Below are 5,011 nucleotides of genomic sequence, written 5' to 3'. Positions count from 1 at the left end.
ACCCTGGACCAGGACCTCATCCTGTACCTGTTCGGCACCCCCGGACAGGACCGCTTCTGGTTCATGTGGGACGACCTCGTCCGCGGCGCCATCGGTGCCATCGTGCTCGTCGACACCCGCCGGCTCGCCGACTGCTTCCCCGCGGTCGACTACTTCGAGAACAGCGGGCTGCCGTTCGTCGTGGCCCTCAACGGCTTCGAGGGACACCAGCCCTACACCCCCGAAGAAGTGCGCGAGGCCCTGCAGATCGGCCCGGACGCCCCGATCATCACCACCGACGCCCGCCACCGGGCGGACGCCAAGAGCGCGCTCATCACGCTCGTCGAGCACGCCCTCATGGCCCGACTCAAGTAACACGACTCGGGCAACGGCGCTCAAGGGGCACCACTCAAGTACCACGGGTTCTTCACAACGTGAGAGGGCGGGCTGTGTCATAGGACACGGCCCGCCCTCTCGGTTCATAACGTTTCGACAGAGAATTGCAGCCAACCGGACACAGGGTGCGGTCGGCTGGTGCCGCTGCGCTCACAACCGGCTTCTCATTTGCCGCAGCTCGCTCTTTATGTCCGATTTATGCGGGACATAAGGCTCTGTGAATGGCCGATTTCAAGTGTTTGGAACAGGACCGTTTACCGTGCTGGAATTCAACTAACTAGCTGGTAGCACCGCCGAGAGGTTGTTGGTCGAGTGAGGCGAAGCAACTCGAGCCCCGCGGATGAACCCGCGCGCGGCAACTTCACCCCGCCGCAGCGCGCGGCCGCGTCGCCCGTCGACGTACCCGTCGACCCACCGGTGAAAAGCGGCAGCACCAGCAGGTTCTCCCCCCGCAACTGGCGTGTGCCCACCCGTCTGAACGCGATCCTGCTCGTCCCCGTCCTCGTCGGACTGGTGATGGGCGGCTTCCAGGTGAAGGGCTCCATCGACACCTGGAACGAAGCCAAGGACGCCGAGAAGACGGCCCGCATCGTCCAGGCGGCGGCCGAATACGGCCAGGCCCTCCTCAACGAGCGCGACCTCACGGCCGAGCCGCTCCTCAAGGGCGACCGGAACAGCGAGACCGTCGCGAAGGTCTACGCGGCCACCGACGCGGCCAAGGAGAAGTTCGCCAAGGCCTCGAAGGACCTCCCCTCCAACCAGGGGCTGGAGCGCCGCCTGGAGCTCTTCCACCAGGAGGAGCCCAAGCTCGCGGCCGTCCGCCAGACGGCGTACGCCTCGCAGGAGACGGCGAAGAAGAACCCGCCGAGCGCGAACGGCCCGATCCCGACCGAAGAGGGGTACGTGCTGGTCCAGCACTACCTCATGACGTTCTCCAACGAACTCGGCCTGGGCACCGGCAACGTCACCAGCTACGGCCGCATGGTCTACGCGATCGAACTGGCCAAGGCGGCCAACTCGCTCCAGCGCTCGGTCGGCACCCACCTGCTGGTGCGCCCGAACGAGAACGAGGACATCCGCAAGGCCCAGCTCGTCGCCTTCTCCTCCTACGCCTACCTCGAGGACATCGCCATCGGCGAGTACGTCGCGGCCGGTACCGAGGAGGACGTGGACCGCCTCAAGGAGGTCATGGGCAGGCGGTCGCAGGAAGGCGCCGAGAAGCTCGCGGCCGCCAAGCGGGCGGCCGAGCAGGCCGGCACCCCCTTCAAGACGCCGCCGATCGTGAACAACTCCGTGCTCACCGGCATGACCGAGGCGATCGCCAGCGGCGAGAGCAAGACCAAGGTCATCGCGGGCGGCACCACGCCCCAGGCCTGGCAGGCCGCGGCCACCGCCAAGCTCGAGGGCTACGCCGAGGTCGAGAAGAACCTGCTCGACAAGGCCGTGACCGACTCCGTCGCCGTCTCCGACTCGGCCCGCAACGACGCCATCTGGACCGGCGCCATCGTGGTCGTGGCCCTGCTCGCCGCCTTCATCCTGGCCGGGATGATGGCCCGCCAGATGAGCAACTCGATGCGCCGGCTGCGCTCCGCCGCCTTCGACGTCGCCGAGCAGCGCCTGCCGATGCTCGTCGACCAGCTCTCGCGCACCGACCCGGGCAAGGTCGACACCCGTGTCGCGCCGATCCCGATCAACTCCCAGGACGAGATCGGCGAGGTCGCCCGCGCCTTCGACCAGGTCCACCGGGAAGCGGTCCGGCTCGCCGCCGAGCAGGCGCTCCTGCGAGGGAACGTCAACGCGATCTTCACGAACCTCTCCATACGCAACCAGTCGCTGATCGAGGGCCAGCTGACCCTCATCACCGACCTGGAGAACAACGAGGCCGACCCGGACCAGCTGGAGAACCTCTTCCGCCTGGACCACCTGGCCACCCGTATGCGCCGCAACGGCGAGAACCTCCTCATCCTCGCGGGTGAGGAACCGGGCCGCCGCTGGGACCAGCCGGTCCCCCTCGTCGACGTCCTGCGCGCCGCCTCCTCCGAGGTGGAGCAGTACGAGCGCATCGAGCTCTCGGGCGTCTCCGAGGCCGAGATCCACGGCCAGGCCGTGACCGACCTCGTGCACCTGCTCGCCGAGCTCCTGGAGAACGCCACCACGTTCTCCTCCCCGCAGACCAAGGTCCGCGTCAACGCCACCCGCCTGCCCGACGGCCGCGTGATGGTCGAGATCCACGACAAGGGCATCGGCCTCACCGCCGAGGACTTCGCGGACATCAACCACAAGCTGGCCAACCCGCCCACCGTGGACGCCGCGATCTCCCAGCGCATGGGTCTGTTCGTGGTCGGCCGGCTGGCGGACCGCCACAGCATCCGGGTCCAGCTGCGCCCCTCGGGCGAGGCCGCCGGCACCACGTCGCTGGTCATGCTCCCCGACGCGATCACCCATGGTGGTGGTGGCGAGGGGATCCCGGACGACGACTTCACCGTCTCCTCGATGATCCCGCAGCAGCAGGTTCAGCAGGCCATCCCCATGCGTACGGCCGCCGAGCTGGGCTTCGACGACTCCCGCTACGAGGGCAGAGGCGCCGACGAGCAGGGCGACGGCACCGGGCTGGACCCGGTCGGCCGCTCCCTGGCCCAGCAGGAGCGCCGGGCCGCGCTCGAAGCCCAGGTGGGCTACGGGCAGGAGCAGCAGGGCGAGTTCGCCGAGCAGGAGTATGCGGAACCCCAGCCGGAGCACGGGTACCAGCCGTATCAGGGGTACGAGCAGCAGCCCGAGCAGGGCTACGACACCTCGTACGACTCCCGGCAGGCCCACGCGCCCCAGCAGGGCTACGAGGCGTACCCGCAGCAGGACTACGGCTATCCGGAAGCCGGATACCAGGATCGGCAGCAGGACGCCCCGGCGTACGACGGCGGTTACGCAGCCCCGTCCCCGCAGGCAGAATGGCCCGAGCAGAACACCTACTCCGGCGGCTACCAGCCGGGCTACGGGACCGAATCGGAACCCCCGGCCGCTCCCGAACCCGCCCCGGACCGCGTAGGCTTCGACCGTCCGGGCGCCGCTGCCGACACCGGCCACGAAGTGACCGGAGCGGGCCTGCCGCGCCGCGGCAGCCAGCAGCAGTGGCAGCCGGCACAGAAGGAAGCGGAGTCCACCGGATCCCTCTTCGAGCAGCGGCCGCAGCGACAGCAGCAGCCCGCCGCCCCGGAGCGGGACGAGGAAGGCAGCGAAGCGTGGCGCTCGAACAACGACGAGCGCTGGCAGCAGGCCGCCAAACTCCGTGAGCCGAAGGCGGGCGGGATCACCCCGTCCGGTCTCCCTCGGCGCGTGCCCAAGGCCAACCTGGTCGAAGGCGCGGCGGAGACGATGAGCCAGGCGGCACAGAACCTGAACTGGTTGATCACCAACTTCGTGGACAACACCCCCGGGGTGTCCCACACGGTGGTGGTCTCCGCCGACGGCCTTCTTCTGGCGATGTCCGACGGATTCCCGCGCGACCGCGCCGATCAGCTGGCGGCCGTGGCCTCCGGTCTGACGTCGCTGACCGCAGGAGCCTCCCGCATCTTCGAGGGTGGCGCCGTCAACCAGACCGTTGTGGAGATGGACCGCGGGTTCCTTTTCCTCATGTCCGTGTCCGATGGATCGTCCCTCGCGGTGCTCGCGCACCCCGAGTGCGACATCGGCCTCGTGGGCTACGAGATGGCCCTCCTCGTGGACCGAGCAGGCAGTGTCCTCACCCCGGAACTGCGCTCGGAGCTGCAGGGAAGTCTTCTCAACTAGCAAACAGGCAGTGCGTTTCGCGTCATCGCACCATAGGGTGCGGTGGCGCGGTTCCACAGGGAGTACTGCGTTCTTGGAGTCGGAGGAGGAGACGTGACAACACCCGGAGGACATCCTTATGGCGGCGCGCAGCAGCCGCAGGGTGGGCAGCACGACCAGAACCGCTTCAACTTCCCCTCCGCTCCCAGCCGGCCGGTTCCGGAGCACAATCCCTACCAGCAGCAGCCGTACGGCCAGCCCCAGCAGGCCCAGCCGCCCCACCGGCCCTCGCAGCAGACCCTCCGGGGTTCGCAGCAGCAGGCCCCCAAGGCGCACAACCCGCTGGTGCGCCCGTACGCGATGACCGGCGGCCGTACCCGGCCGCGCTACCAGCTCGCCATCGAGGCGCTGGTCAGTACCACGGCGGACCCCGCGCGGCTGCAAGGGCAGTTGCCCGAGCACCAGCGCATCTGCCGCCTGTGCCAGGAGATCAAATCCGTCGCGGAGATCTCGGCACTTCTCTCCATTCCTCTTGGTGTCGCCCGCATCCTCGTCGCCGACCTGGCGGAGGCGGGCCTTGTCGCCATTCACCAGCCCGGCGGCGACGAGTCTGCCGGCGGCCAGCCAGATGTGACACTGCTCGAAAGGGTGCTCAGTGGACTTCGCAAGCTCTAACGGCGGAGCGGCTCGCTCCACCACCTCCGCGAAGATCGTGGTGGCGGGCGGCTTCGGCGTGGGCAAGACCACGTTCGTCGGCGCGGTCTCCGAGATCAACCCGCTGCGCACCGAAGCCGTGATGACGTCCGCGTCCGCCGGCATCGACGATCTGACCCACACCGGGGACAAGACGACCACCACGGTCGCCATGGACTTC

General features: G+C 68.6%; 4 protein-coding genes. All 4 read left to right on the top strand.

Features of this window, described 5'->3' with window-relative positions:
• Window positions 1-354 (top strand): GTP-binding protein (locus IF02_RS0131885; RefSeq protein WP_030163271.1); only part of this gene is annotated, 354 nt, incomplete at its 5' end.
• Between the two features lie 333 nt (window positions 355-687).
• Complete coding sequence (locus IF02_RS0131880; RefSeq protein ID WP_106977391.1) at window positions 688-4,158, top strand: nitrate- and nitrite sensing domain-containing protein; 3,471 nt, start codon at window positions 688-690, stop codon at window positions 4,156-4,158.
• 93 nt (window positions 4,159-4,251) lie between these two features.
• Complete coding sequence (locus tag IF02_RS0131875) at window positions 4,252-4,812, top strand: DUF742 domain-containing protein (RefSeq protein WP_030163267.1); 561 nt, start codon at window positions 4,252-4,254, stop codon at window positions 4,810-4,812.
• Window positions 4,793-5,011, top strand: a 219-nt coding sequence (locus tag IF02_RS32840) for an ATP/GTP-binding protein (protein WP_037837543.1), incomplete at its 3' end; no start/stop codon positions are given. The genes IF02_RS0131875 and IF02_RS32840, both read left to right, overlap by 20 nt.

Source organism: Streptomyces sp. NRRL S-244 (assembly GCF_000717915.1).
Taxonomy (GTDB): Bacteria; Actinomycetota; Actinomycetes; order Streptomycetales; family Streptomycetaceae; genus Streptomyces.
This window is presented reverse-complemented; position numbering and strand designations above follow the sequence as displayed.